General features: G+C 58.5%; 25 protein-coding genes and 1 riboswitch. Of the genes, 19 read left to right on the top strand and 6 right to left on the bottom strand.

Going from position 1 to position 26,809, the window contains the following annotated elements; translation table 11 throughout:
* Positions 1-12: 12 nt before the first annotated feature.
* From era to SE16_RS02970, 8 genes are all read left to right on the top strand, one after another.
* Entirely contained in the window at positions 13-1,053 is a 1,041-nt protein-coding gene (gene era, locus SE16_RS03005; RefSeq protein WP_200907510.1) for a GTPase Era, read from the top strand.
* Between the two features lie 11 nt (positions 1,054-1,064).
* Positions 1,065-1,547, top strand: coding sequence for a hypothetical protein (locus SE16_RS03000; protein ID WP_054494274.1), 483 nt, complete (start codon positions 1,065-1,067; stop codon positions 1,545-1,547).
* Between the two features lie 85 nt (positions 1,548-1,632).
* Positions 1,633-2,091: an MOSC domain-containing protein gene (locus SE16_RS02995; protein WP_054494272.1), complete on the top strand. Its 459-nt coding sequence runs from the start codon at positions 1,633-1,635 to the stop codon at positions 2,089-2,091.
* Between the two features lie 7 nt (positions 2,092-2,098).
* A complete protein-coding gene (locus tag SE16_RS02990) occupies positions 2,099-2,788 on the top strand; it encodes a hypothetical protein (protein WP_054494270.1) in 690 nt (229 codons plus the stop codon).
* The gene (locus SE16_RS02985) at positions 2,785-3,423 is read left to right on the top strand and encodes an O-methyltransferase (RefSeq protein WP_060687185.1); all 639 of its coding nucleotides are present in this window, start codon (positions 2,785-2,787) and stop codon (positions 3,421-3,423) included. The genes SE16_RS02990 and SE16_RS02985 overlap by 4 nt, the downstream gene beginning before the upstream one ends.
* Before the next feature lie 264 nt (positions 3,424-3,687).
* Positions 3,688-4,038: a TraR/DksA family transcriptional regulator gene (locus SE16_RS02980; RefSeq protein WP_054492377.1), complete on the top strand. Its 351-nt coding sequence runs from the start codon at positions 3,688-3,690 to the stop codon at positions 4,036-4,038.
* Positions 4,039-4,126: 88 nt separating this feature from the next.
* Positions 4,127-4,786 carry a uracil phosphoribosyltransferase gene (upp, locus tag SE16_RS02975; RefSeq protein ID WP_054492378.1) on the top strand — a complete coding sequence of 220 codons (660 nt, stop codon included), beginning with the start codon at positions 4,127-4,129 and terminating at the stop codon, positions 4,784-4,786.
* Positions 4,783-5,823 carry an MraY family glycosyltransferase gene (locus tag SE16_RS02970; RefSeq protein WP_054492379.1) on the top strand — a complete coding sequence of 347 codons (1,041 nt, stop codon included), beginning with the start codon at positions 4,783-4,785 and terminating at the stop codon, positions 5,821-5,823. Before upp ends, SE16_RS02970 begins: the two co-directional genes overlap by 4 nt.
* Before the next feature lie 41 nt (positions 5,824-5,864).
* Here SE16_RS02970 and SE16_RS02965 read toward each other — a convergent pair whose 3' ends face one another.
* From SE16_RS02965 to SE16_RS16130, 5 genes are all read right to left on the bottom strand, one after another.
* The gene (locus SE16_RS02965; RefSeq protein ID WP_054492380.1) at positions 5,865-7,025 is read right to left on the bottom strand and encodes a Gfo/Idh/MocA family protein; all 1,161 of its coding nucleotides are present in this window, start codon (positions 7,023-7,025) and stop codon (positions 5,865-5,867) included.
* A gap of 121 nt (positions 7,026-7,146) precedes the next feature.
* Positions 7,147-9,462: an ATP-dependent helicase gene (locus SE16_RS02960; protein ID WP_054492381.1), complete on the bottom strand. Its 2,316-nt coding sequence runs from the start codon at positions 9,460-9,462 to the stop codon at positions 7,147-7,149.
* A gap of 123 nt (positions 9,463-9,585) precedes the next feature.
* Positions 9,586-11,493: a cyclic nucleotide-binding domain-containing protein gene (locus SE16_RS02955; protein WP_054492382.1), complete on the bottom strand. Its 1,908-nt coding sequence runs from the start codon at positions 11,491-11,493 to the stop codon at positions 9,586-9,588.
* A 30-nt stretch (positions 11,494-11,523) separates the two neighbouring features.
* Complete coding sequence (locus SE16_RS16135) at positions 11,524-12,354, bottom strand: hypothetical protein (protein WP_152918048.1); 831 nt, start codon at positions 12,352-12,354, stop codon at positions 11,524-11,526.
* Complete coding sequence (locus tag SE16_RS16130; RefSeq protein WP_054492384.1) at positions 12,348-13,331, bottom strand: hypothetical protein; 984 nt, start codon at positions 13,329-13,331, stop codon at positions 12,348-12,350. Before SE16_RS16130 ends, SE16_RS16135 begins: the two co-directional genes overlap by 7 nt.
* Before the next feature lie 119 nt (positions 13,332-13,450).
* On the opposite strand from SE16_RS16130, the gene SE16_RS02940 reads away from it, so the two are divergent.
* From SE16_RS02940 to ligA, 5 genes are read left to right on the top strand one after another with little or no spacing between them, the layout of a single operon-like run.
* Complete coding sequence (locus tag SE16_RS02940) at positions 13,451-14,137, top strand: RNA polymerase sigma factor (protein ID WP_082374115.1); 687 nt, start codon at positions 13,451-13,453, stop codon at positions 14,135-14,137.
* Between the two features lie 20 nt (positions 14,138-14,157).
* A complete protein-coding gene (locus tag SE16_RS02935) occupies positions 14,158-14,895 on the top strand; it encodes an anti-sigma factor family protein (protein ID WP_054492385.1) in 738 nt (245 codons plus the stop codon).
* Complete coding sequence (gene polX / locus SE16_RS02930) at positions 14,874-16,622, top strand: DNA polymerase/3'-5' exonuclease PolX (RefSeq protein ID WP_054492386.1); 1,749 nt, start codon at positions 14,874-14,876, stop codon at positions 16,620-16,622. Before SE16_RS02935 ends, polX begins: the two co-directional genes overlap by 22 nt.
* 44 nt (positions 16,623-16,666) lie before the next feature.
* On the top strand, positions 16,667-18,319 hold the full coding sequence (locus SE16_RS02925) for a hypothetical protein (protein WP_054492387.1): 1,653 nt from the start codon (positions 16,667-16,669) through the stop codon (positions 18,317-18,319).
* A gap of 12 nt (positions 18,320-18,331) precedes the next feature.
* Entirely contained in the window at positions 18,332-20,431 is a 2,100-nt protein-coding gene (ligA, locus tag SE16_RS02920) for an NAD-dependent DNA ligase LigA (RefSeq protein WP_054492388.1), read from the top strand.
* Positions 20,432-20,473: 42 nt separating this feature from the next.
* Here ligA and SE16_RS02915 read toward each other — a convergent pair whose 3' ends face one another.
* Complete coding sequence (locus SE16_RS02915; protein ID WP_082374116.1) at positions 20,474-21,772, bottom strand: TolB-like translocation protein; 1,299 nt, start codon at positions 21,770-21,772, stop codon at positions 20,474-20,476.
* A gap of 147 nt (positions 21,773-21,919) precedes the next feature.
* On the opposite strand from SE16_RS02915, the gene SE16_RS02910 reads away from it, so the two are divergent.
* The 6 genes from SE16_RS02910 (at position 21,920) to SE16_RS02885 (ending at position 26,805) form a co-directional block, all read left to right on the top strand.
* Positions 21,920-22,237, top strand: coding sequence for a cupin domain-containing protein (locus SE16_RS02910; RefSeq protein ID WP_054492390.1), 318 nt, complete (start codon positions 21,920-21,922; stop codon positions 22,235-22,237).
* The gene (locus tag SE16_RS02905; RefSeq protein ID WP_054492391.1) at positions 22,234-22,938 is read left to right on the top strand and encodes a M23 family metallopeptidase; all 705 of its coding nucleotides are present in this window, start codon (positions 22,234-22,236) and stop codon (positions 22,936-22,938) included. The genes SE16_RS02910 and SE16_RS02905 overlap by 4 nt, the downstream gene beginning before the upstream one ends.
* 21 nt (positions 22,939-22,959) lie before the next feature.
* A complete protein-coding gene (locus SE16_RS02900; RefSeq protein ID WP_054492392.1) occupies positions 22,960-23,556 on the top strand; it encodes a hypothetical protein in 597 nt (198 codons plus the stop codon).
* Between the two features lie 101 nt (positions 23,557-23,657).
* A riboswitch (FMN riboswitch) is annotated at positions 23,658-23,817 on the top strand.
* Positions 23,818-24,029: 212 nt separating this feature from the next.
* Positions 24,030-24,836 (top strand): ABC transporter permease, encoded by an 807-nt coding sequence (locus tag SE16_RS02895; RefSeq protein ID WP_054492393.1) that lies wholly within the window; start codon positions 24,030-24,032, stop codon positions 24,834-24,836.
* Positions 24,837-24,864: 28 nt separating this feature from the next.
* Positions 24,865-25,884 carry an ABC transporter substrate-binding protein gene (locus SE16_RS02890; RefSeq protein ID WP_054492394.1) on the top strand — a complete coding sequence of 340 codons (1,020 nt, stop codon included), beginning with the start codon at positions 24,865-24,867 and terminating at the stop codon, positions 25,882-25,884.
* 102 nt (positions 25,885-25,986) lie between these two features.
* On the top strand, positions 25,987-26,805 hold the full coding sequence (locus SE16_RS02885; protein WP_054492395.1) for a cobalamin-binding protein: 819 nt from the start codon (positions 25,987-25,989) through the stop codon (positions 26,803-26,805).
* The last annotated feature ends 4 nt before the right edge of the window (positions 26,806-26,809 follow it).

The following is a 26,809-nucleotide window of genomic DNA, read 5'->3' as shown; positions in this document are numbered from 1 at the left end:
TGGAGGAGCTGCATGACTACACCCGACATGGAACAACAACACGAGACATCGGACACAATGGCAGACAAGCCCACACTTGACCCGCAACAGGAACAACTCTTGGCCGATTTTTTAGGCTACGAGCCGCGCGAGAGTGAGCAAGTTCCTGAGGGATACCGCAGCGGGTTTGTGGCTGTGGTGGGGCGTACCAACGTGGGGAAGAGTACGTTCATCAACACAGCACTACGCCAAAAGGTTTCGATTGTCTCGCCCAAGCCGCAAACCACGCGGCGGCGCATCCGTGCGATTGTCACCCGACCGGACGCGCAAATTGTCTTCGTAGACACACCGGGTATTCACAAACCGGTTACCAAACTGAGCGAGTTCATGCTCGAAGAAGCCTACGACTCTCTGAGCGACGTGGATGTGATTCTCTTCATGGTTGAAGCCACGACGCCGCCCCGCGAACAAGACCGCGAGCTGGCGGAGCGCATTCGCGCCGCAGGCAAGCCTACCATTCTCGTCATCAACAAAGCCGACCAAATTGATATCTCGATTGCTAAAGAGCGTGCCGAACAGTACCTTGCGCTGGGTGAGTTTCAGGAGTGGTTCCTCACCTCTGTGCTGGATCCCGAGAATGTGGACAAAATTTTGGATGCGATCGTAGCACATCTGCCGCCGGGCCCGCCGCTCTATCCGGCGGAGCAGGTGACCGACATCACCGAACGCGAATTGGCGGCCGAATTGGTACGCGAAGCCGCCTTGCACATCCTGCGCGAAGAAGTGCCGCATTCGATCGAAGTGCAGATAGAAGAGTTTCGTGAACGCCCCAATGGCGTGATTTATATCGCCGCCACCATATTTGTTGAACGCGACTCGCAAAAGAAAATCGTCATTGGACGTGGCGGAGAAATGCTCAAACGCATTGGCTCTCTCGCGCGCCAGGAAATCGAAGCTGCTTTGGGAACGCGTGTCTATCTGGAATTGTGGGTGAAAGTTCGCAAGAAATGGCGGCAGGATGAAGCCTGGCTCAATCGTTGGGGCTACAAAGTCAAGCGGAAGAAGCGACGGTAGAGGGCAATAACATGTTCACCCTCCATCTCGAAACAGATACGGGGCAACCGTGTCCATACCGGTTCACCAAAACGGACTCCAAGTTCTTCTGTGCCTATGTTTTCTTTGAGCATCTATGGGAAGTTGGAAACGATCCAGACGTTGTAGGGATGCTAAAAGAGCACTTTGATCTTGATATTGAACCCTTGTTGAAAGTGGCATCAGAAGACATGAGTCTTGAGGACTGGTTGGCTGAAGGCTATGGTGATGAAGCGGAATGGCGCAAGCAGATGGAAATGAATAGAGCTGCTTGGCAATCTCCTCAAGAATTGATTCAATGTCTTCAGGCATTCATTCAAGCCCTGGACAATTCACCCGACGTTTTCTCTAGACTTGGCGTTTCCGAGCCATACTTTGTAAAAGGATACTTCAAACAGGATTTGACTGATCTCCTGCGTATGGTTGAATGGGCGCGCGACTCTGGCGCCAGATACGTCCGTTTGTCTATGGGATAACTAAACCAGCGCATCCGGCTGACGCTACTCCGCTGCGCCTCGCGGCGCGGCTGATGCGTAGGCTGTGAAGTGGAGGAAGTCTAAAATGGCGCATATTTTTCAGCTGAATATCAGCAAGGGGGGCGTGCCCAAATTGCCCATGCGTGAGGCACAGGTCAATTGGCTGGGCGTGCTCGGCGACCTGCAACGTGATACCGAACACCACGGCGGTCCCGAACGGGCATTGTGCCTCTACGCGCTGGAACGAATTTTGGCGCTCCAATCCGAGGGGCATCCGGTTTTCCCCGGTGCGCTTGGTGAAAATATCACCACCGTCGGTCTCGAATGGGACCAGGTGACGCCGGGCAGACGCCTGCGCTTGGGTGATGAAGTCGTGATTGAAATCACACGCTATACCACACCGTGTGAAACCATCGCGGCCTCGTTCCACGATGGGCGCTTTGTGCGCGTCTCGCAAAAAGTGCACCCCGGCTGGTCGCGCGTCTATGCGCGGGTGCTGCGCCCGGGACGTGTGCAGGTGGGTATGCCGATTGAGTTTGTGTGAGGAACATATGGAGCCGCGCTACCACGCTGAGCTGATTCATGATGCCTTGGGGCCCTATCTCTCGCTTGACGACCGCCGCATCATCATCCGCGCGAACATTATGCAGGACTTTCTCGGTCCTGTTGGACATCCAGAATATCATTTTGATGCTTCACGCTTTGCGGATGGAGTGCTTTACATAAAATCACAGCGTGAGAAAGCGGTAGCAGCGCTGGTAGGGGAGGGGAACCGTAAAGCCGCGTTGCAGGCCTTTGGACGCTTGCTCCATGCGTGCCACGATTTCTACGCGCATTCCAACTGGGTGCGATTGTGGGTTGCCTCTTGCGGTGGCGTGGAACAATGCAACCCCGAAGATACGCCCATTTGTGAAGACCCCCTCAGTGTGCCTGAGCTGCAATCTGGCAAGGGGAGCGTCTTCTGGCATATCGCCTACCGTCTGCCGTTCGTTGGCAAGCATATCAAGCGCTTCTACTTGCCGCCCGATTCGCACGAAGCCATGAATCTGGACCATCCAGGGCAAGGGGTGTTGTTTGCTTATGCCATGGCGGCGGCGCGTAAACATACCGTTGCCGAGTTTGCGCATCTCCTGCGGGCGTTGCACGCGGCCGGCGGCGATGAAGCCGTGGCGCGGTTCACAGGAAGCGCACCCGAACGGTTCTACACACTCATGATGAAAGAAGTGGGAGGGTTTGCATGACGATTTACAACGACGCGTTGAGCACCTACATTAGCAACCTCTTCGCCGCCGAAGATGACGTCCTGCGTCAAATTCGCGCGAATATCGAAGCAGCAGGGCTGCCGATGATTACCATTCGCCCTGAAGAGGGGCGGTTCTTGCAATTGTTAGTGATGCTTACCGGCGGGCAACGCGTGCTTGAGATTGGCACGTTAGGTGGGTATAGCGGTACATGGCTGGCAAGAGGGTTAGCGCCTGATGGGCGGCTTTGGACGTTGGAAAAGTCGAGCAAACATGCAGAAGTGGCGCGCGCAAACTTCGCACTGGCGGGGGTGAGTGAACAGGTTGAAATTGTGGAGGGGGATGCACACCAGTTGCTGCCCAAAATGGCGGTGCATGCGCCGTTCGATCTGGTATTTATTGACGCCGAAAAAGAAGGCTACGCCGATTACTACGCCTGGGCGGTTGAGCATGTGCGGCCGGGGGGTGTGATTGCCGCCCACAATGCGTTTGCGCAAGGGCGCATCGCGAGCGAGCCGGAGAGTGAAGCCGCGCGGAACATGGATGCGTTCAACCGCATGGTCAGCGAGGATAGTCGTGTCGAGGCAACGATTTTTCCGGCAGGCGACGGCACGCTTATTGCGGTACGCCGCTGAGATTCAGAAGAAAAACGGTATTGGTGGAGAGGAGAGTGCGGCTTACTTCGCCGCACTCATTTTCCATCCAACTTATTTGAGATAATCTTTATTATCTAAAATAACAAAATATACTCAAAACGCCAGCTTGCATTGTCCAAAAACATACGCGAAACCGGTTTTGCAACCATAGCATACTTGCACCAAATACGTTGACACACCGCGTAACTTGTGGTATCTATCTGCCCCATTCGCGAACCTATTCTTGAAAAAGATGAGGAGCATATGCCAGAGCGAGCACACGAACGAGAACGCTTGCTGGAAGAACGCCGCACACTCCTACACGAAATCGAGCGCATAGAAGCCTTTTTGCGCTCCGAAGTCGAATTTGAGCCGGAGGAAGGCGACCCTGACCTTATCGAGCGCGATAAAGCGGCTTCGCTGTTGGCGAGTTTGCAAGAACGCTTGCAGGAGATCGAGGACGCATTGGAACACATCGAAGAAGGCACTTACGGCATTTGCGAACGTTGCAAGCAACCTATTCCGGCGGAGCGGCTTGAAATCATGCCCGAAGCGCGCTACTGCGTAGCCTGCCAGGAAATTATCGAGCGCCAACGGAGGCGTTCGAGTTTCTAAACTCCAAGCAGAGGGTTGGCCTGCAGGCGAACCCTCTTTTTATGGAAAGAAGCAAAAAGGAGCCCGAAAAATGCAAGGAGCCCGAAAAATGCAAAATGTACACGAATCGCAACATCCGCTTATCAAACACAAACTGACCCGCCTGCGAGACCCACAAACGCATCCGGTTGAATTCCGCGAACTTGTTGAAGAAATCGCGACATTACTCGCCTACGAGGCAACGCAAGATATTCGCACAACCCCCGTGCGCGTCCCCACACCGCTCAATGTCGAAGCGGAAGGCGTCGAAATCGCCGACCGCATCGGGCTGGTACCCATTCTGCGCGCCGGTCTCGGCATGGTGAGCGCCTTCCTGAACCTCATGCCGATTGCGCAAGTCTGGCATCTGGGGCTCTATCGAGACGAAGAGACGCTCGCCCCCGTCGCCTACTACAACAAACTGCCGCCCCGTGCCACTGTGGACGTGGCAATCATCCTGGACCCTATGCTGGCAACAGGTGGTTCGGCATCGGCGGCGGCGACGGTGCTCAAAGAGTGGGGCGTGCCGCGCATCAAGTTTGTGGGGCTGCTTGCCGCCCCGGAAGGTATCGCCCACCTGCATACCGAACATCCCGACGTCAGCATCTACGTCGCCCACATTGACGACCACCTGACGCCCGAGCCACAACGCCCGGACGACCCGCCACGCGGCTTCATCGTGCCTGGGCTGGGTGATGCCGGCGACCGTCTCTTTGGAACGGGGCAATGACCTTTTTCATGCTCGTGGTGGTTGTGGTGGGCATGCTCGGAAGCCTGCTCACCACGCCCCTTTTCATGCGCTTGGGCGAACAGTGGGGATTGGTGCAAGCCCCCATGCGTGACCGAGACATTCATACGCGCCCCGTACCGCGTATTGGGGGCTTGGGTATGCTTGTGGGCTTTCTCATCGCCGTCATCGTCGCCGTCTGGCTGCCCGTCCCTCGCACCGACCCCAACGAGTTTATTCGCCTGCGGGGTTTGATTCTCGGCGCGTTGCTGGCGGCGCTCATCGGCTTATACGATGACCGCTACGAACTGCCGCCCAAACCGCAACTTCTAGCGCAAATTGGGCTTGGGATGGTCGCCGCCTGGCATCTCATCTTCATTGAAGTCTTTCGCAACCCCTTCACAGGCGAACTTATCGGCCCCTTGCCCTGGTGGATTGTCTGGCCGCTGACCATTTTCTGGTTCACAGGCACCCTCAACACCATCAACTGGCTGGACGGGCTGGATGGGCTCGCCGCAGGCGTCGTTGCCATCGCCAGCGCGGTTTTTGCCGCACACATGATCCGCCTGGGACAATACAGCGTTGCGCTCTTGGCATTGGCGCTTCTGGGGGCGACACTGGGTTTTCTGCCTTACAACTTCAATCCGGCGCGCACGTTTATGGGGACCACAGGCGCGTACTTCCTGGGCTATACGCTGGCGGCATTGGGTATCATGGCGGGGGCAAAAGTTGCTACCTTTTTGCTCGTGCTCATCATCCCCATTCTCGACGTCGCCTGGCAAATCGTCGCACGTATTCGCCAGGGGCGTAGCCCCTTCCACGGCGACCGAGGACATCTTCACCACCGCCTCTACGATGCGGGGTTCTCACAGCGCCAGGTTGTTCTGACTTATTGGGGCATCTGCGCGCTCTTCGGCACACTCGCCCTGCTGCTGCCTACACCGGTCTTCAAACTTCTCGCGCTTAGCATCGTCAGCCTTGGCGCCCTGGCGTTCTTCTGGTATCTCGCACGTCGCCAAACAAACGAGGCGGGGCGCTAACCCCGCCTCGTTCTGCTCACACTCCCCTCCTTTGCACCGTGTCACGCACCATTCGGTTCAGGAGTTATGTCAATTTGCGTTTCATCCGGGACGTCAGGGAGTGGCGCATCAAAATAGACCATCTCCCCACTTGTCGCACTGCGATAAATTGCTTCAATAATTTGCACGCCCATCAATCCCTGTTCAGGTGTGACGACAGGGGCTTCGCGTCCCAGACAGACATCCACAAAATGCTGCAATTCCAGCAAGTGGGATGACGTTTGGCTCTCTGGAATTTCGGGTTCCAGCTCCATGCGCGTTCCAAACAATTCACCCCGCACACTGAGCACCTTCTGGTTGCGGCCACTGTCGGGGTTGTGCAGCTCAGCAGCGCCCCGCCGCCCTTCAAGCCGCATGTAGATATCATCCTGCTTGCCCAATTGCGAGACCCACGAGACTTCGAGCATCATTGCGGTCCCATTCTTGAAGCGCACGAGGGCTGTTGCCGCATCTTCCACCGGGTACGGGCTTTCCTGCATCGGGGCAACGAGCGCGCTGACATCCTCATCTTCCGGCTCGGCAATGCCTGTGAAAATCGCGCCCATCACAGACGCCGGTTGGGGGAAATCGAGCATCCACAGCCCCAAATCAAGCATCACCAGCCCAATATCCCAAAGCGGCCCGCCGCCCGCCTGGGCTTTGCTGGTGAACCAACTACTCAACTCCGTGGCGTTTGTGCCACGCAACCATCCCGTTTTGAGATAATAGACGTCCCCAAGCGCACCCTGCTCAACCATCAGTTTGAGCGCCCGCGTATCGTTGCGAAAACGGTTGTTCATCCCCACAAACAGGATAGCGTTGTTCGCGCGGGCGGCTTCGATCATCTTCTGCGCCCCTTGCGTTGTCAACGCCATCGGCTTTTCCACGAGCACATGCACGCCCGCTTCCAGGCAACCAATGGCAATCGCAGCGTGCAGGTAATTGGGCGTACAGATACTCACAGCGTCAAGGTCGGCATGCTTGAGCATATCGCGGAAGTGGGTGTACACCTGCGGGATGCCAAAACGATCGGCGACGTACCGCGCACGACGCCCGTTGACATCGCTCAGCGCCACCAACTCCACTTCGGGGATACGCAAATAATTGGGGATATGGCCATGCACTTCGTGAGTAGCAATGGCACCGACACCAATGACACCTACACGCAACTTTCGAGTTCCCATGTTTTCACCTCTCCATCCTGTTTTCTGCGAGAAAGTTGCGCGGTCGGTCGCCGTTGATCGGCCGCGTTGGACGTTGTTCCAGTGAATAAAACACTTCGCTTGTCTGAAAGATACGAACAGCCTATTTTGCAATTTTCTCTAATTTGGCAAAACTCGCCAGCAATTTTTTGATACCCTCGGCTTCAAACGCCACCGTGACCTCTTCATCGCCGCTGCGTGTGCGTGTGCTGGATATGACAACCCCTTCCCCAAACTTCGGATGCCGCACACGGTCGCCTGCGGCAAACGAAAGGCTGGCTTTCTCAGCACGGGCGGTTTCCTGGCGTTCCACCTTGCGTTGTTGCAGGCGTGCATCGTGGGGTGAACGTGTGCTACTTGGTCGCGGGCGCGATGCCGTTGTTCTCCCGATGCCCAATGTGCCCTGGCGTGGTGCGCTTTTTCGCGGGGTTGCCAGCAATTCAGCCGGAATATCCCGCAAAAAACGCGACGGCTGGCGCGTCTCGTAGCCGCCCCATGTCTGGCGGCGGAAGGCATAGAGCAGATAGAGTCGCTCTTTGGCGCGCGTTATGCCAACGTAAAAGAGCCTGCGCTCTTCATCAAGGGCGTCTATTTCATCCGTGCTGCGGCTATGTGGAAGCAGGTTTTCCTCGACGCCTGTAATGAACACAACTTTGTATTCAAGCCCCTTGGCGGTGTGCAACGTGAGCAACGTCACAACGTCGCGGTTTTCATCAATCGTATCGGCGTCCGAAACCAACGCGACTTCTTCCAGAAAGTTGGGAAGGCTTTGCGCGGGATCGGCATACGAAAACTGGTCGGCGACAGCCAGCAATTCTTGCACGTTTGCCCAACGCTCTTCAGCATCATCTTCGTTTTCGCTCAGGTTGCGATCCACATACTCGCGATAGTTGATGCGCCTAATGACCGCTTCCAACAAATCCACTGCGTTCATGGTGTGGCGGACGCGAATAAAGTCACGCAGCATGGTGTAAAAATCAACCAACACATTTGCGGCGCGCGTGCCAAACGGGGGTGGAATATCGGGCAAGAAGGGGGAGACCGCTTCGTCTTCTTCTGTGGCAACGCCCTCACGTGACGCCGCCAGCACTTGCAAGGCGGTATAAACGGGCACGCCTAACTGGTTCGCCCATGCCACCAGCGTTTCCCAGGTGCGCGCGCCAATACCACGCGGCGGCACATTGATGACGCGCTCCATGCTCACGGCATCAAACGGATTGTGAATAAGTCGCATGTACGCCAGCAAGTCCTTCACTTCACGCCGTTCGTAGAAGCGCGTTCCCCCGACCAGCACATAGGGCACGCCACTGCGCACAAAGGCTTCTTCCAGCGCACGCGATTGGGCATTCGTGCGATACATGACGGCTATGTCGGCGTAGCGTGCTGCACCCTGTCGCACCAAATTGCGGATTTCACGCACTACAAATTGCGCTTCTTCAACCTCATCATACGCCTCGTGCAGGACAATCGGCTGACCACGCCCTTTGTCTGTCCAAAGTTTCAGCGGCTTGCGGTGCCGATTGCGCCGAATAACGGCTTGGGCGGCGTCGAGAATGGTTTGCGTGGAGCGGTAGTTCTGTTCCAGCAGGATAGTGCGCCGTTCGGGGAAGTCCTGTTCAAAGCGCAACACGTTGCGGTAATCCGCTCCGCGCCAGGAGTAAATGGATTGGTCAATGTCCCCCACAACGAACACATTGCGGTGGGTTTCACCCAGCAGGCGCACCAGTTCGTATTGGGGCATGTTCGTATCCTGAAACTCATCAATGTGCAGAAAATGCCAGCGCCGCCGCAAGCGTTCCAACTCGGCGGGCACCTCGCGCAAGAGGCGCACCGTCAACAAGAGCAAATCGTCAAAGTCGAGCGCGTTGGCTTGTTGGAGCCGTTCCTGATAACGGGCATACACCCGCGCCGCTACTGTCTCCCAATAAGAGGCGGCGTTTTTTTCCATAGCCTCAGGCGTCAAAAGTTCATTTTTCGCCCGCGAAATCGCCGCCTGTACCGCCGCAGGGCGATACGTCTTCTCATTGAGATTGAGGTCCTGAATGATAATTTGCTTGACCAAACGCCGCTGGTCATCGGTATCGTAAATCACGAATGAATTTTCGTAGCCCAAATGGTGAATGGAACGACGCAGAATGCGGGCGCAAATGGCGTGAAACGTGCCCAGCGTCACCCCTTCAGCGCGATTGCCGAGCAACTGCTCCAATCGCGTGCGCATCTCGCGGGCGGCTTTGTTCGTGAACGTGACCGCCACAATCGAATACGGTTCAATCCCCGCCACCTTCACCAAGTATGCAATGCGGTGCGTGAGCACGCGCGTTTTCCCGGAACCGGGTCCCGCCAGCACGAGCACCGGCCCCTCGATGGCGGTTACCGCTTCGCGTTGCTGTGGATTCAACCCATCAAGCAAATCCGTCATTCTGTCAACCCTTTCGCTTGCTTCCTGACTTTCATATATGAACCAAAGACGCCACAGTGCGGCGGCATAAAAAAAGCGGGGGCTTTCAGGAGATGTGGCACCCCGCTTGGAAAACAGCCCAACTTAGATGATGGTTTCAACAAACACCACCGCAGGCGTCTCACGCATGTTGAGGCTCTCCCCTTCCAGCCGCTGCACCACAAGCCACGGAGCAACAACCCCCACAAGCCAGAAGAAGAGCAGCGCCACAATCACCAAACGAATTTTGGCGCCTGTTGAAAGATACGCAAACCATTCGATCGCTTGATCCCAGAGATGCGTTGAGAGCCCAGCAGACTCGCGGTCAAAGACCAAAGCGTTCGCGGCGCGCGCGCCAGGGCTTGCACGTTCACTGTCTTGCAGTAATGGCGCGGTCTCGTTCTTCTGCAACCGTTGCAGGCGTGCGCTCAACGTGCGGCTCAACGACAAGGCAATGTGTGGATGGCGCTCCAACATTGCCTCGAAATCAGGGCGCGGCATGGCATACACAATCACATCGGTGATGGTTTGCGCCGTTTCAGCGTGTTCGCTGCCCGTCAGGAGCGCTGTTTCGCCCAGAAAACCGCCAGGGCGCACAATCGTCACTTTGCCGCGCGAATTGGTCACGCGCACTTCGCCTTCGTACACCAGGTAGAAGGCTTCAGGCCATTCACCTTGATGATAAATGAGTGTGCCCGCCGGATAGACTTCACGGCGCAATGTGGCTTCGATCGCTGCGAGCGCCTCATCATCCAGCGCGAAAAAGAGAGGAAACATGCGCAGGAACGATTGTTGTTCAGGGGACGCCGCTTGCTCCTCACTGAGCAGACTACGCAACAAAAAGCTGACACGGCTTCCCAGTTCATTATGCCGCGCCATCAGGCGCTCGAACGTCTCTTTGGGCAAACACCAGAGCGTGCTCGCTTCAACAGCACGTATGGTTTGCGTCAAAGGACGCCCCGTCAGCAAAATGTTTTCGCCAAATGTTGAACCTTCCTCATACTCGGCGAGCACCTTCCCATCTTCAATCACTTGCAACCGGCCACGGTGCAAAATGCAGAGGGCGTTGAGCGGCTCTTGCGGAGACGCCAGGACTTCGTTGGGTTCCACGTGTTCGACAATGAGTGAACGAATGACGTCATCCAGCACGTCCAGCGGCAAATCTGCAAACAAATTGGTTTGTTGCAGCGCATCACGGGCGGCAATGCGGTCAATCGTTTCAGCTTCGGGTTGCTGGCGTCGGAAGATATCCCGCAAGAGCGGATACCGCTCTACAAGGTCGAGAAGCGCTTCACGCTCAATTTTCCAGAGCTGCACATCGCCGTCAGCACGCGCAACCGCGCCGTAGGTGCCGCCACGCAAGACCGCTTCGACGCCAATCCAATCCCCCTGTGCCGCATAGCGGAAAGGGTCGGTGTCATTCGGGTTGATGGAAACAAGGGCGACGCGCCCTTCGCCAATGGTGTAGGCGTAGCGGGCGGGGGCGTTGGCCTGGAACACCAGTTCGCCATGTTGCTTGGTTTCAAGTTGCATCTGCTCAGCCAGGGCTTCCAGCACATGCACGGGTACGTCTTCAAAAAGCGACGACTGTTGCAGAAGCGTCGTCAGGTAGGTCTTCGTATCGCCAATCGGCTGTCCCAGGAAACTCCCGACCTTGATGGCAATCAGGGGGTGCATTTCGATGATATCCAGCCAATCGTTGCGCGACAGCACCCAGACATCCAAATCGGTGGCGGCTTCGCCGCGCACTTCATACGGCAACCCCAAAATCATGTCAGTTTCGCCGGCCAGATTGGCGGGACCAAGGTTGGCGATGATACGCCCATCCTCAACGTTGATAAGTCGCAGCAATCCAGACCGCACGACGTACATCGCCGTCGCCGGTGCGCCCTGTTCAAACAGGATATCGCCCTGGTGAAAACGTTGCAGGTGCATATGCGCGGCGATGACTTGACGCTCTTCGTCAGTCAAGCGGGAAAACAAAGGCGCATTTTTCAAAAAACGCTTCAGCACGTGACCATCTCCTTTTCTGCTGGGGCGGATTTAGGGTGCAGGCGACACACGACGAAAACGCACAACCCACCCGCGTATGGCGGTTGCCGCTTCTTCTGTCGAGAGCTGACTGCATTTTGCGTTCTCTGATGGCATTGTCAAGTCCAGCGCCACTTCACTTTGCCCCTGGTCAACGCGCACAGTGTAGCGGCTGCCGGCAACTTCCAGGTCGGCATAGCCGGGGTTGTCGGGTTTCAAGCCGGTGAAGAAGCGTTGCGTATCGGTCTCGCTTTGCGCCAGCAAGGGAACGCCGCTGAGCGGCTTCCCGTCGGCGTCTTCCACATACACCACAAGCAAAGGCGCATCACCGGGTTGCTCGGCGCATGTTAGCGGCCGCCGTTCGACAACCACCCACTCGTAGCGTCCTTGTACGGCTTCCGCCGAGGGAGACGGCTGGGGCGTCGCGCCCACATCAGGCGATGGTGTGGGGGATGGCGTCGGCGTTGGTGTCGGGGTTGCGGTATGCGCTAACGCACGCAAAACGGGCGTATCGTATTCCAGCGCCACCGCCAATTGCGCCAGACGGCGGGCTTCTTCTTCGCGCCCTTCGCGCAGGGCTTCATCCACCAGGAGCGTGAAGATAGGCGTCGGGTTGGTCAGGTTGAGAGCGGCAAAGCGTTCGCGGGCTTTGCGCAAATCATGCTCATAGGCATACGTGTCCGCAATCAGAAAAAGCATATCGCGCCGCACATCAGGGCGCAATTCAGCGGGCGATTGGGTGCCGGGTTGGGGGGCAAGAGGACCCCACGCCAGCAGAACCCCTACGCCGAACCCGGCAAGAAGCAACCAGAGCCACCAAAGCGTTTTGAGCAACCTTACCATGTGCGTTGAAACTCCACTTCCCATGAGTAGAAGCCCGGGCACAACTGCCCGCGTTCTTCTTGCAAGCGGCAATCGTCTTCGCTCGTGCAGTAGCCTGCGGCAATCAAATCGGCATACGAGGGCGTCATGTTGTTGAGTTCGCGCGTTTCCTCACTGCGGTAGGTGCGTCCCTGCACGTCGCCAACCACACGCACCCAATACCCACCGGACATGACAAACTCGGCGTTCCCCGGTTGCCCCTCTTTCGAGCCGCTCACCAGCACAAAACGCCCATCTTTCCAGCGCACTTCAACGCGCACCCCATCCAAGGGGCGCCCCTGCGCATCACGCACGCGCACATAGAGAATGTTGCGCCCCGGACAACCGCCGTTTTCTTCTTTGGGAACCAGACGCGCCATGCGCACCACAAAATCAAGCGCGGGCGTTGGTGTGGCGGTGGGCGCAACGCGCGTTGCCGCTGGTGGGCGTGGGCGCGCTGTGGGTGTGGGCGGTGGTGTGGCGGTAGGAATGGGCGTCGGCGTTGCGGTGGGCGTAGCCGTTGGCGAGGGGGTCGGTGTCGGCGTAAACGTTGGCGTCGGTGTGGGCGTGATTGTTGGTGTGGGGGTGGGCGTCGGCGTAGCAGTCGGCAAATACATCGCCATCTCAGGCGGGAGTGCGCCAAAGGCGCGCGCCAGCGCCGCCAGTGCCGGCGCAGCGGGGTCGTTTTGGGCGGCGGCTTCCTGCACATGCAGACGCAACGCCGAAGGCGCCGTCTGGAGCCAAATCAACCGTTGCCGCGCTTTTTCAGTATCACCATTCAGCAAGAACGAAATAGCGGTCATGCGGAGATAGTCGGTACGATACTCGGCGGCAAGGTCGGCGGGATAGACATTTTCATACGTCACAGGGTTTTGGACTAACCCATAAAAAAGGCCGGCGCTCAGCCCAATAGCAAACAGAAGCAGCCCAAATGCAGCGCGCCGTATCAAGCCAGGCATAGATGTTCACACATGTTGTTGGTTTTGAGGTTCGCCATCTTTCCACTTTGCGATACAATGCAGATTCAAGAAGGTGCAGCACAGTATAAAATGAAGCCCTCGCGCGTCAAACGAGTTCTATGACCCAATTCTGGCTTTGGCTCCTGCTGGCGTACATCCTTGTCCGGCTGGGAGTGCGCACGACAACCCAACCCCACCCAACAACTGACGATCGCCCGCTCGTGGAAGCCGCACAAGCAGGCGACCTTGACGCGTTCAACCAACTGGTGGGGCGCTACCAGCGGTTGGCGTACAACGTCGCCTACCGCATCATGGGGGACGCCGACGCCGCCGCCGATGCAACGCAAGAAGCGTTTCTCGCCGCCTACCGCAAACTGGACACCTATCAGCCCGGCACATCGTTCAAGGCGTGGTTGTTGCGAATCGTCACCAACAAATGCTACGATGCGCTGCGTGCGCACAAACGCCGTCCCACGGCTTCGCTGGACGCCCTGCTGCTTGACCCTGACAAACCAGACCGCCCTTTTGAACAGGTGGCGCCTGAGCGTCCCGATGAAGCCGTAGAACAGCAAGAATTGCATGAATTGTTGCAAGCCCTTTTGCTTACCCTGCCACCCGACCAGCGGGCGGTGCTCGTCTTGGCCGACATCCAAGGCTACAAGTATCACGAAATCGCCGAGATTCTGGGCATTGAGATTGGCACGGTGAAAAGCCGCTTGTTCCGCGCACGCCGCAAAATGCGCGACGCATTACGAGAACATGAGGAACTTTTACCGCCTGCGTATCGTTTTCAAAACAGGCCCTAGAAGCAGAGTTGAAACAAGCCATGCACATCAATCCAGAAACATTGTCAGCCTATCTTGATAACGAAGTGAGCGCAGAAGAGCGCGAAGCGATTGAAGCCCATCTCAGCGCTTGCGCCGAGTGTCGGCGCGAACTCGACGAACTGCGCTGGACCGTCAGCCTCATGGCGCAGTTGCCCGAAGTGCGTGAGCCGCGCCCCTTCTACGTGCGCCGCGCCGACCTGGAACCGGCGCGCCCGCGTTGGCAAACCTGGCTGGCGGCCTGGCGTCCGCTCTTCCGCGTTGCCAGTTATGCAGGCACTGCCATTGTTCTGTTGTTGCTGGTGCTCAACGTGCTATCGCTCGCCACGCCGATGGCAGAAGCGCCCATGCCCACGGCAATGGAAATGCAAATGGACATGCAAGCAGAATCCGCGCCGGCTGAAAAAGCCGCCCCGCCGGCTGGGGAAGCCTTCATCACCGCAGAAGAAGAAAGCGCCGCTGAGGCGTCGGAAGAAAGCGGTATCGAAAGCATGCAGGCGGAAGAAGCGCCCTCGGCGTTGACACGCACCATAACCCAAACAGGAGCGGCTGGAAGCGCTGCAAGCGCCGACATCGCCGCTGCAAGTGCTACCCCCGAAGCCGCACCATCAGCCCCACCCCCAACGGTGGAGAAGCCCTTGCTCGCGCTGCCGCGCTTGACGCTTGCCGCACTCCTCTTTACCCTTCTCGCGGTCATCCTCTACCAAGGGAGCAGCCGATGGGCACCGCCAAACCGCTAACCAATCGCGACGTTGTGCGCATTCTGCGCGAAATTGCCGCCCTGCTTGAAATCAAGGGCGAAAACCGCTACCGCATTCTGGCCTACCAGCGCGCCGCTGACGCCATCGAACACCTGGGGCGCGACTTGCATGCGCTCTGGCAAGAAGGGCGGCTGGACGAGATTCCCGGCGTCGGTGAAGCCATCGCCGCCAAAATTGACGAACTCTTTCGCACTGGGCGGCTGGAATACCTCGAACGCCTGGAACGTGAGTACCCTCGCACACTTATCGAACTCCTCGACGTACCCGACCTGGGTCCCAAACGGGTGCGCACGCTTTACGAGCAACTGGGCATCACGACGTTAGACGAACTGGAACAAGCCGCCCGCGACGGTAAACTGCGCACACTGCCCGGCTTTGGCGCGAAAACCGAAGCCAAAATCCTCGAAGGCATTCAGCGCTTGCGTCGGCGGAGCGACCGCACCTTGCTGGGGGTTGCCCTGCCGCGCGCCCTCGACATCGTGCAGACCCTGCGCGAACAGGTCGGCTCGGCGCTGGTGGAGATTGAACTCGCAGGGAGTTTGCGGCGACGCAAAGCCACCATCGGCGACATGGACATCGTCGCCGCCGCCCACGACCCCGACGCTGTTATGGAAGCGTTTGCCGCCTTGCCGCAAGTGGCTGAGGTCTTGTGGCGCGGAAGCACCAAAACGCGCGTGCGCCTGCACACAGGCGATGAAGTGGACTTGCGCGTGGTGGCGCCTGAACGGTGGGGCACGGCGCTGCAATACTTCACGGGAAGCCAGGCGCACAATGTCCGCCTGCGTGAGATGGCGCTTGCCCAGGGATTGAGCCTGAGCGAGTACAGTTTCAAACGCGAAGATGGCAGCGAGATTCTCTGCGCACATGAAGAAGAGGTGTACGCCACGTTAGGGCTGGCATGGGTTCCCCCGGAATTGCGCGAGGATTGGGGCGAAATCGAAGCCGCCCGCATGGGGACGCTGCCCAGACTGGTGACGCTCAACGACATTCGCGGCGACTTGCACATGCACACCACCGCCAGCGATGGACGCCTCTCACTGCGCGAGATGGTTGAAGGGGCGCGGCGGCGCGGCTACGCCTACATCGCCATTACCGACCACTCGCAAAGTTTGGGCATGGTGAACGGGCTGGACGTTGAACGTCTGCGCGCCCAGCGTGCTGAAATTCGCGCCCTGCAAGTCGAATACGATGACATCCTCATCCTGCAAGGGGCTGAGGTCGAAATCAAAGCGGATGGCACCCTCGATTACCCGGATGATGTTCTCGCTGAACTCGACATTGTGATTGCTTCACTGCACACCGCCTTGCGCCAACCGCGCGAGCAGATTACCCAGCGCCTGCTCAACGCCATTCGCAACCCGCATGTGGACATCATCGGGCATCCAACCGGGCGGCTTTTGCTCAAACGAGATGGCGCCGACCTCGATATGGACGCTGTTTTGCAAGCCGCCGCGGAAACAGGCACCGTGCTGGAAATCAACGCCTCGCCTGAACGGCTCGACCTCGATCCCGTCTATGTACGCCAGGCGATTGCACGCGGCTGCCTGCTTGCCATTGACACCGACGCCCACCATACGGACGATTTCGCAAACATGCAGTACGGCGTCTGGCAGGCGCGGCGTGGCTGGGCGGAAGCACGCCACATCCTCAACACCCGTTCGCGCGAAGCGTTTGAAGCGTGGCTGGCAAGCAGGCGTGCATCGTGAAACAGCAGACGTCGCACGCAAAACCGACAGCCGACACGAGACCTATGCGCACATCGAAAACATCCACATTCAAGTGGCCGACGTTTCCTGTGCTCGCCGCGCTCTTTGTGGTGCTCCGCCTGCTCATGGCGGTCATGTACCGCCCCGGCGGCTATCTGCGCCCATTCCCGGCGATTGGACAGCTGGGGGGGAGTGCGTTCGACTGGCGCGGTTGGCTGCTGTACGGCGTTTCACCGCTGGAATGGTTGGTGCGCTCGCTGGGAAGTCATGCCTTCTCGTCCGAATTGGCGCGCCAACTTGCTTTCACCACGTTCACCTTGCCCTTCGAGCTGCTGACGCTGTGGTGCATTTACGCCCTCGTGCGCGACCACCTGACGGAACAACGCGCGCGCCGTGCCGCCTGGGTTTGGGGGGCGTTCTGGTTTCCAGTGTGGCTTTGGCTCACCAGCCTGAACGCTGTCGGCGCAGGGCTGGCGTTGTTGGCGCTCTGGCTAGCGCCCCGCCGCCGAGATGTGGCGGTGCTGGTGGGCGTGCTGGCGGCGCTCTGGATGCCGTTTGCGCTGGTCTTCTTTGCATTTCTCTGGGCGACGCGCCAGATGCGACATACCCAACGTTGGGCGCTGACCGCTGTTCTCCTGGCACCGTTCATTTTCCTGCCGCCACAGGAAGAACATCTGCTCATGCTCCTGGCGGCGGTTGCGGCGGGCGGCGCGGGCGCATGGGCGGTGATACTCGCGGCGCTGTTGAGCCTGCTCTTCGTTCTCCACCAGCCCATTGCACCATTCCTGCTCTCGGTTGAATCGCGCACGCTGCCACTGCTCACGGGCGGCATGGTGGCAGGCATGGTAGGGCTTCAAGCCGTGTTGCTGGGGCGCGCCTGGCGGCGTCATCGCGTGATGCAATGGAGCGCCACCGTTGCCTGCGCCGTGATGGTGGGGGTGTTGCTCCTCAGTGCGGGGATTGGGGCGGTTGAATGGCGTGCAACAGCGCGCGCTGAATCACCCTACAGCGATCTGCTTGACACCCTGGCGGTTGCGCCCGCGGGATACGTTTTGCTCGGCTCACATTCGCTCTACGAAGCGATTTACCCCTTCACGCCCTCGCGCCATGTCGTGCGTGTGGTGAGCGAACGCAACGCCGACACACTTATCGCCACCATTCGCGCCCGCCCTGGTCCGGTTTGGATGCTGGGGCACCCCCTTGAACACGAGGCGTGGCGGCGCGTCTTCGACCAGCTGGCGGCGGAAGGATACATCACACCGGGCGCATGGTACGACACACTGCGCCTCGAAATGCTGACGCTTGTCCCGCCGGATACACGCACCCAACCAGACGTCGCCTTTGCCGACGCCACCACCCTGCGCGAAGCCGCCTGGCGCAGCACCGTATCGCCGGGCGACATGTTGTCGGTTGAATTGGTCTGGGATGTCCCCGAACATGCCATCGAGAGCCTTGTTTTTGTGCATGTTCGCACGCTTGAGCATGAAACAATCGCGCAAATAGACCACCGTCCTGAGTGGACGGCGGGGCGTGTGATTCAGAAAGTCGCCGTCCCCCTTCCACCGGATGCGCAAGCAGGCACCTATCGCCTGGTGGTTGGGCGGTACATTCCCGCCACGGGCGAACGGGTTTTGCTGGCGGACGGTGCAAGCGAATATGAACTCGGCACCATCACGATAGAAGCCACTGGCAAATAAGGAGTGCGTGCGATGGATATTGAACACCTTTCATTGGAAGAAGCGCGCGAACGCGCTGAAAAACTCCGCAAGCTCATTGAATACCACAACTATCGCTACTATGTTCTCGATGCACCCGAAATCAGCGACGCCGAATATGACGCGCTGATGAACGAACTGCGCGCCATCGAGGAAAAATTCCCCGAATTGCGCACACCCGATTCTCCAACACAGCGCGTGGGGGCACCCCCGCGTGACGAGTTTCCCAAGGTGACGCACGCGATTCCCATGCTCAGCCTCGCAAGCGTGTTTCACGAGGAAGATGTGCGCAAGTGGTACGAGCGCGTCTTGCGGCTGAGTGGGCGCGAGCAGGTGGATGTAACCGTCGAACCCAAAATTGACGGTCTGGCTATCAGCCTGACCTACGAAAACGGAGTGTTGACGTTGGGGGCCACCCGTGGAGACGGGACGACCGGCGAGGATGTGACGCCCAACGTGCGCACGGTGAAGCAAATTCCGCTGCGCATTCCTGTGGAAGGCGAGCGCCGTCGCCTGCATGATGACATGCCCCCCTTCCCAGAAGTGCATGAAGCGCCACCGCTCATCGAAGTGCGCGGCGAGGTGTACATGCGCAAAGATGACTTCGAGGAACTCAACCGCCGCCAGCAAGAGAAAGGCGAACCCACTTTTGCCAACCCGCGCAACGCCGCCGCGGGCTCGCTGCGCCAGCTTGATAGCCGCGTGACGGCGCAACGCCCGCTCAGTTTCTTTGCTTATGGTGTGGGGCGCGTCGAAGGCGTGACGTTGCGCACGCAGTGGGACGTGTTGGGGTATCTGGGCGCGCTGGGTTTTCCCATCAACCCAGACGCACGCCACTTCGATGATTTTGAGGCGGCGCTGGCGTATGCCAAAGCCTGGATGCAACGCCGCGAGGAGCTTGACTACGAAGTGGACGGCGTTGTTTTCAAAGTGAACGATTTGGCGCTGTGGGAAACGTTGGGCGTTGCCGGGCGCGAACCACGCTACGCCGTCGCGTTGAAATTCCCGCCCAGCGAAGCCGTGACCATTCTGAAAGACATCGTAGTCACGGTGGGGCGCACAGGGCGGCTCGTGCCCAACGCCGTGCTCGAACCAGTTGAAATCGGCGGGGTGACTGTGAGCCATGCCACGCTCCACAACGAAGACTACGTACTCGAACGCGATTTGCGCATTGGCGACCACGTGGTGGTGCGCCGCGCCGGCGATGTTATTCCGCAGGTGGTGCGCCCCATTCCTGAATTGCGTACCGGCAAGGAAAAACCGTGGCGCATGCCCAAAACGTGCCCGGCGTGTGGAGAACCGGTCACGCGCCCCGAAGGCGAGGTGGATTATTACTGCACCAACGTTGCCTGTCCCGCGCAATTGGTGCGGCGCGTCGAACACTTTGTCAGTCGGGGGGCGATGGACATTGAGGGGTTTGGTTCAAAGCAAGCGCAAAAATTCGTCGAATTGGGGCTTTTGCACGACCCCGCCGACATTTACTACCTGACCAAAGAGCAGATTTTGCAAGTGGAAGGCTTTGCCGAAAAAAGCGCCGACAACCTGTTGCGCGCTATCGAAGCCAGCAAGACGCGCGGGCTGGCGCGCCTGCTCTTCGCCCTGGGTATTCGCTATGTCGGCAGCACGGTAGCGCACCTGCTGGCGCGCCACTACCGCACACTCGACGACATCATGCAAGCCCCGCAAGCCGAATTGGAGCAGATCGAGGGCATTGGTCCCCGCACAGCCGCCAGCATTGTGGAATGGTTCAGCCATGAGCCCAACCGCAACATGATTGAAAAATTGCGTCGGGCGGGCGTTTCATTCCAAAGCCTGGAATACGTCGCGCCTGAGGAAGCCCAACCGCGCCCGCTCGAAGGCTTGACGTTCGTCATCACTGGAACCCTGCACAGTATGACGCGCGAAGAAGCCAAAGCGCGGCTGGAAGCATTGGGCGCCAAGGTCGCCAGCAGTGTGAGCCGCAAAACGTCGTACCTCATCGTCGGCGAAGAGCCCGGTTCAAAATTGCAGAAAGCCCAGCAATTGGGCGTGCCCACAATTGATGAAGCCACCTTCCTGCGCCTGTTGGAAGAAGGGCGCGACGCACTCCCTTGACAGGACGAAACAGGGGCGGTCTCTCAGGAGCCGCCCCTCTGTTCAATCACCATGTGGCGACCAAAACGCCACATGCCCCGTACCGACCCATCGCGGCGGGGCGGATTCCCCTACCGGTTGCACCCAAATGCCGTTGCGCTCTCCTTCTACCTCACCCGCGAACACAAAAGCGCGCCCATCCGGCGACCAAAATTGCGTTGTGCGGGCGTACTGGTCGAAAAAGCGCACATACTCGCTCGCATAGACGCCGCCCGGTCGGAAGCGCGCCGCGGTGGGGTAAGTGCGTTCGCCATCCCAGATGTGCCAGCGAAACCAGACCGTCGCCGGTGTTTGCCACAACACACGCTGCAAACCGGTTTCGGGAGCCGTCGGCGGGGGTGGGTGTTCGTCAACCTCGTAGCGCAAGAAAGCCAGGGTGCGCCCATCCGGCGACCAGAAAAAAGCCAGCACGGGCGCGGCGCTTACCTCGCGCAAAACACCAGCCTGCCGATTCAACAACCACAAGGGGCCCAGCGTCGGCAGTGTGGACGAGGGCGCAGTGGGAATGTAGGCGATTTGCGTCCCGTCTGGCGAAAAGGCGAAGGTGATACGTCCGTCAAACTCGCTCACGCGCGACGTAGTGCGTTGATTGCGATCACGAATCACCAGGCGCGGCGATTCCGCCGATAAGACCGCATACGCCCACAGCTGGCCGTCGTCGCTCCAATCAGGGGCGGCAAAGCGCCCTTCTGTATGCGCGAGCATCGCTTCATGCCCCTGCATGTCCAGGAGTACAAGACGGCGGTCAATGTGCGCCAGGAGTTCGCGCCCATCCGGTGACCAATCGAAATAAAACGGTTGTCCGCGCGAGAGCACTCGCTTGTCGCCATTTTCTCGGTCAATCAACACCAGCGACAAGCCGCTGACATCGTCGGGAAGCAATACCGCGATGGCGTCGCTTGTCGGACGCCAGGCGAGGTACACCGGCACAGCGGGCAGAAGAACATCATGGCGATCACTCCCATCAGCGCGGGCAATGCTCAATGCGGGTGAATAGCCATCATGCTCCGGGTATTCGCTCACCCACGCCACCCAACGCCCGTCCGGCGACCACATCGGCTCCTGGCGGAACAGCCCATGCGGGTCGTCTTCTGTGAGCGTGCGCACATCGCTCCCGTCAGGTCGCATGGTGCGGATATGCCCATCGAAATCGAGCACAAGTAGCCGCCCTGGCGGCGTATCGGGTTGAAAACGTGCGCTGCGTTGCCACCACCACGCCCCAAGTGCCAGGCTCGCAAGGATGACCACACAGCTGGCTACAAGGGTAAACGCCATGAACACCGTTATGTAAAGTCGTCGCATAAACTTGCACGCATTCTTTGGTTTATGTCAATTGCATTCTTCGCTACGGCATTGTAGCACATGTTGCAAGGCGTGCCATAGCCGGGCTTCGCTTGCTTGTCCGTTTCTCGCTATAATGCCGGCGGAACAGAGCGCGAGGAGGGACCTATGCCATCCCAAACGGTCAACGTGATACGCTGGACGGAAAACGAGCCGCCAACAGAAGCAACACTCCGTGAGCGTATGACGCGCGAGGGGTTGCATCCCTACCGGTGGGGCAATGCACCGCATGACGTGTACGGTGTGCATAGCCACCCCTACCACAAGGTGATTTACGTGGTGCGTGGGAGTATCACCTTCCACCTTCCTGAGACGGGGGAAGACATCACACTCCGCGCCGGCGACCGCCTCGAATTGCCCGCGGGCGTTCGCCATGCCGCAACCGTTGGCCCCCAAGGCGTTGTCTGTTTGGAAGCGCACCGATGAGCATCATGCGCCGTCTTGCCTTCATTGTTGGCGCAGGTCTCATCGTCGGGCTGGGTGTGTGGGCGTGGAAAACAGCCGCCTGGCAGGGCGTGCGTCTTCTGTGGCAGTGGCAACGCGCCACATCGGACTTGAACCAATTTGCCGTCCACGCCGGCATGCGGTGCGGCGACGCACCCATGCGCATCCCCACCGACGGCCTGATTGTCTTCGGCTGGGGCGATAGTTTTCGCCCCGGACACCGGCACACCGGATTCGACATCTTTGGACCGGGAGATGAAGAGGGCGTTGTGCCCGTTGTTGCCGCGTATGACGGTTACCTGACACGTGAGAGCACATGGCGCAGCGCCGTGATTATTCGCCATGAAAATGTGCCCGGTGCTCCCACCCCCGTCATCTGGACGTACTATGCACACATGGCATCATCAGATGGCGAGACATCCTTCATCGCGCCGGCGTTTCCACCCGGTACACATGAGCGGTTTGTGGAAGCGGGAACGCTACTCGGCTATCAGGGGCGCTGGTCGGGGAATCCACGCCAGCCGACAGGCTTACATTTGCATTTTTCAGTTGTGAAGAGCACACCCAACGGCGGTTATGCCAACGAAACTATTTTGGAAAACACCTACGACCCCGCTCCCTTTTTGGGCGTAGAGAAGCAAAATGACCTGTGGGTTTGCCAGGCAGGTGAATCACGGCGGTGAACAGCGCCTCAGGAGGTATCTATGATTGTTCTTGAACGGCTGATGATCTTCATGATTGTGGGCGCGCTTTCCATTCTCTTCCTCATTTGGATTGTGAGCCAATTGCAACAGCAAGAAGCGAGCGATGGAACCCTCTCACCGGCGCAGTTGCGCAATCGTCTGCGCGAAGCCATCAACCGCCGTCGTGCCGATGACGTGCGCCAGATTCTCGAAACAGCACTCCCCGTCTGGCCATTGCGCGCCGCCCTGATCGAAGCCAGCAACGAATTGATAGCGCTCAGCAACGCCGCCCGCCTCGCCGCCGAAGCCGGCGTTCCAACCGACCTGGTGCAACGCGCTGAAGCCGAAGCGCACCGTGCCTTGGAGGGAGTTGTGGAGTTAGCGGTGCGCACACGCACCGTTGCCGCTCAGGGCGTCCACTATGCCGACATTCGCGAGACCGCCGAGCAAGAAGTACACGACCTGCGCGAGTTGGCGCGTGTTGCCGCAACCGCGCGCGCGGCGCTCGCCCGCCTGACATTGACCGAGGGGCGCAGCGACCAGGAAACGCTGCGCCAGGCGGAGCAAGAATTGCGTCTGTTGGAAACAACCGCCAAAGCATTGAGCGGCGATTTCTGAGCAGATGGCGCTTCTTGGGTTAGAAAACATACTCCCCGACACTATGCCGCTCGCTTGACAAAAGCCTGAACTCGCGCTATTGTCAAGACACCAACTGAATATGGCACCTTCGGGGCAGGGTGAGCCCGCACCGTGATGTGCGTGGCAATTCCCGACCGGCGGTATGTTCGGCGATGACCGAACGAGCCCGCGACCCGCGCAAGCGGTGGATCCGGTGAGAGGCCGGAGCCGACGGTATAGTCCGGATGGGAGAAGGTGGAGCCAGGCAGCAACCGCGTGCCTGTTGTGTTGGTTGCCTTTGCAACCAGCATAGCAGGATGGTTGGAGATACCTGCATACCCGAAGGCCTTTTGTGGACTTCGGGTGTTTTTTTGAGGAGCGGGTATCACATGCGCGGTTGTTGGTTCTTCGTCCCTGCCGCCCGAAGGTCAAGACTTCGGGCGTTTTTGTTTGCTCGGAAAAGGATGAGCGATATGGTGGAATGGCAACGCATTGCTTTCGTGGATAGCCGAAAACGACAAGCGCGAGAGAGCCAACGTCAAGCGATTGCTGCACCAGCGACAATCGGGGTGTTGGGCATTATCGTTGCCTGGCAACTGCTCGTCTGGATTGGCGATTATCCGACTTTTATTCTGCCGGAACCTGCGGCGGTTTTTCGCAAATTCGCAGAAACCATCACAAACGGGCTGTTGTGGCGTCATCTGCGATTGACACTCTTGGAAGTGCTTTTGGGCTTTGCCCTCGGCTTTTCGAGTGCGACGGCATTGGGGTATTACTTGGCCCACCACCGACGCGCTGAGCATATGATCACCCCCTATCTCGTTGCGATGCAAGCCGTTCCTGTGGTGGCTATTGCACCGTTGCTGGTCATCTGGTTCGGGTTTGGCTTGCTGAGCAAAGTGCTGATTTGTGCGCTCATCGTCTTCTTCCCTGTACTCATCAACACGATTGTGGGGGTGCGCTCTGTACGCCGCGAATGGCTTGACATGATGCACGTTTGGCACGCTTCACGCTGGGAAACGTTCCGACTGGTGGAAGTACCGGCGGCATTACCGGTCTTGTTTGGCGGGTTGAAGTTGGGCGTTACGTTGGCTGTAGTGGGCGCCGTGGTTGGTGAATTTGTAGGCGCGCGTGAAGGGCTGGGGGCGCTCATCAACATTGCGCGTGGCGGCTTGTACGATACAACGTTGCTATTCGTCGCCTTGTTCACGCTCGTTGCGATGGCGCTGGCACTCTACGGAAGCGTCGTCTGGCTGGAACAGCGCGTGCGCTGGTGGTAAATTCATCACATCGAAGGAGCAATGCATCATGCGCAGTCGGTTATTGGCGAGTTTAGCGATTTTGCTGTTTACCGCGTGGGTGGTTGCGTGCAATCAGCAAGCAACATCCAATGAAACAGAAGAACAATCGGCAGCCACGCCAGTCACGTTGGCGATGGGCTTTATCCCAAATGTCCAATTTGCTCCTTTTTACGTCGCGCATGCAAAGGGCTATTACGCCGAAGAAGGCATTGACTTGACATTTGACTACGGCATGGAAAATGACCTCGTCCAGTTGGTTGCGGCCGATGAATTGCAATTCGCCATTGCGAGTGGCGACCAGGTTATTTTGGGGCGCTCGCAAGGATTGCCTGTGGTGTACGTCATGGAGTGGTATCGTCGCTACCCTGTGGCGGTCACTTCAATTACGCTTGATTTGCAACATCCCAAGGATTTGGAAGGGCATACATTGGGGCTCCCTGGGCTTTTTGGGGCCAATTACATTGGCTGGCTGGCAATGGCTTACGCCGCTGACGTTGACCAGGACCGCGTGCACCTTGAAGCCATTGGGTTCAACCAGGTGCCCGCACTCATTGACGGTCAGGTGGACGCCGCCATGGTGTATGCGACAAACGAGCCGTTGCAGTTGAAGTTGCAAGGGTATGACCCGAAGACGCTCTACGTCAGTGATTACATTGACCTTGTGTCGAATGGGTTGATTACGAATGAAAAGAGTATCGAGACGCGCAGTGAACTGGTTGAAGGTATGGTGCGCGCCTCGCTGCGCGGGTTGGCTGATACACTCGCCAACCCCGATGAAGCCTTCGATATTGTTGTGAAAGAGTATGTGCCCGAAGCCGGCGGCGAAAATGCCGAGATTCAACGGGCTGTGTTAGAGGAAGCCCTCTCTTTCTGGCAGTCGGAAACGTTGGGGGCAAGTCGCCCCGAAGCGTGGCAGGCGAGTGTCGAATTCATGGCGGCCGCCGGCTTGATTGATACGACGCCGAATGTTGAGACGTTGTTCACGAATCAGTTTGTGGACACGGCGTCGGTTTCGCTACGGCGATAACTGCTCGCGACTGGGGGGACGTGAGCAGTTGTCGTACGGGGGCGCGGCTGGGGGGACGCGCCCCCGTCTTGCTATACGACCATTTCACATATGGGGGGGAACATGTTTGAGACGCTTTATCCGCGGCGGATTGTGAGCTTGGCGGCAGAAGTGCCTGCTATTTTGCAGGCGTTGGACGAGTTTCACCGCCTTGTGGGCGTGAGCGTCTTTGCGACGTACCCACCCGATGTTGAACATCTTCCGCACGTCGGCGGTTTTTCAACCCCAAACGTGCGCCGCATTCTTGATTTACGCCCGGACCTTGTCATTACTACCAGCGATATTCATGCCGAAGTGACGGCTGAGCTTGTACGCGTGGGTGTACAGGTCATAAGCCTCAACCCCCACCGCCTGGAAGATGTGTATCGCAACATTTTGCTGATTGGTGGACTGGTTGGGCGCATGGAACGGGCGCAATGGGTGGTGGCGCGTATGCAGGCTGACCTTGCCACGTTGGCGCGCTCGCTGGGGCTTGCTGCGCCGGTGCGCGTTTACTTTGAAGAGTGGCCGGGGCCTATGGTGAGCGGTATTGGCTGGGTGAGCGACTTGATTCACCTGCTGGGCGGCGAAGATATTTTCCGCGATCGAGCGGTGCACGCCAAAGCGGCGCAACGTGTTGTAACACCTGAATTGGTGCGTGAGCGCCAACCCGATGTCATTTTTCTTTCATGGTGTGGAAAGCCGGCGGATACCGCCATCCTGCACAGACGCCCCGGTTGGGAAGCCATCCCGGCTGTACGTGAGAACCGTATCTTTGAGATTCCTTCAGATGTGATTTTGCAGGCGGGCCCACAATTGATTGAGGGCGCCCGCATGTTAGCGGACGGCCTGCGTACAGTCTCGCAGGTTCTTCACGTCCATCGCCAGTCAATTCAGGAGTAGGGTG

Source organism: Ardenticatena maritima, assembly GCF_001306175.1.
Classification (GTDB): Bacteria; Chloroflexota; Anaerolineae; order Ardenticatenales; family Ardenticatenaceae; genus Ardenticatena; species Ardenticatena maritima.
This window is presented reverse-complemented; position numbering and strand designations above follow the sequence as displayed.